At 73.5% G+C, this 1,428-nt stretch carries 1 protein-coding gene; it reads right to left on the bottom strand.

The annotated features are described in order from the left end of the window. On the bottom strand, positions 1–1,428 hold a 1,428-nt coding region (locus AOK00_RS33350), incomplete at both ends, for an ATP-binding protein (RefSeq protein WP_437441465.1).

The raw sequence follows: 1,428 nt of genomic DNA, 5'->3' as shown, positions 1-1,428 counted from the left end.
CTCCTCCGCCGGGACGCCCACGGCGGGATTCCGGCCGGCCACGAGCGCGCGCTCCACCGCCTCCGCAGCCGAGAGCCCCTGACCCGCCCGGAACGCGGAGCCGTACGCCTCCGCACCGAGCGCCTCCTCGGCCCGCCGCTCGCACAGCGACCTCGGCACGCCGAACGCCTCCGAGCCGAAGAGCCGGACACCCACCGTGTCCCACACCGGGACCGCCGCCCCCTGGAGGACCGCGGCCTCCTCCGCGTCGCCCTCGCTCACCGTCACCAGGGCGAGCAGTTCGATCGCCAGGACGAGGCCCACGAGATCACGGAAGCTGTCGTTGATCGACACGCACTCCGTGAGCAGCTCCCGCGCCTCCCCGAACGAGCCCCGGGTCCAGGCCAGATACCCCAGCACATAGAGGGCGTACGCCCGGGCCCACAGCTCGCCCCGCTCCTCGCAGACCTCCCTGACCTCCCGGGAGAGCGCGCCCGCCCCCTCCTGGTCGCCCCGGAAGGCCCGCGCCATCGCCAGCTCGATCTGCGCCATCAGCACATTGCTGTTCAGCTCGCCGAGTTCCCGGTACGCGTCGAGCGCCCGCCCGATCAGTTCCTCGGCCCGCGGCATGTCGTCCGTGAGCAGCGCCAGACAGCCCATCCGGTGCGTCGCGTACGCCTCCGCCAGCGCGTTCCGCGAGGACCGCGCCCGCTCACCGCACTCGTGGAGCGCCGCCACCGCCGCCGTGCCGTCGCCCTGCAGCACCGCCACGTACCCGAGCACCCACAGCGCCTTGAGCCGCGCCTCCTCGTGACCGGATTCGAGCGCCAGTGCCCGGTCCAGCCAGTGCCGGCCCTCCGAGAGACGCCCGCAGCCCACCCACGCGAACCAGAGCGTGCCCGCCAGGTGCTGGGCGAGATGCGCGTCCTCCGGCAGTTCAAGACAGAGTTCGAGGGCCGCCCGCAGATGCGGCAGCGCCGCCTCCGTCAGGGCCGCCACCTCGGGCTGGCGCGGGCTGAACCACTCCAGCTCGCACCAGGTGGCCAGGCCCATGTACCAGTCGCGGTGCCGCCGCCGCATCCGCTCCGTGTCGTCGAGCGCGGCGAGCCACTCGGCCCCGTACGCCGAGACCGTGTCGAGCATCCGGTACGCGGGACCGGCAGGGGTGTCCTCCCGGGTGAGCAACGACTGCGCGAGCAACCCGCCGAGCAGATCCAGGATCCGCTCCGGCGGCAGCTCCGGGCCGCCGCAGACGTACTCCACCGCCTCCAGGTCGAAGGGGCCGGGGAAGACAGAGAGCCGCGCCCAGAGGAGACGTTCCTCCGGGGTGCACAGCTCATGGCTCCAGCCGATGGCGGTGCGCAGCGTCTGATGGCGGGGGAGTGCACCGCGCGCGCCGTCCGTGAGGAGCCGGAAGCGGTCGTCGAGGCGGTCCAGCATCTGCTCGAC

This window comes from Streptomyces aureus (assembly GCF_001418135.1).
Classification (GTDB): domain Bacteria; phylum Actinomycetota; class Actinomycetes; order Streptomycetales; family Streptomycetaceae; genus Streptomyces; species Streptomyces aureus_A.
Note: the sequence above shows the minus strand (reverse complement) of the source record. Positions and strands in the feature narration are given on the sequence as shown.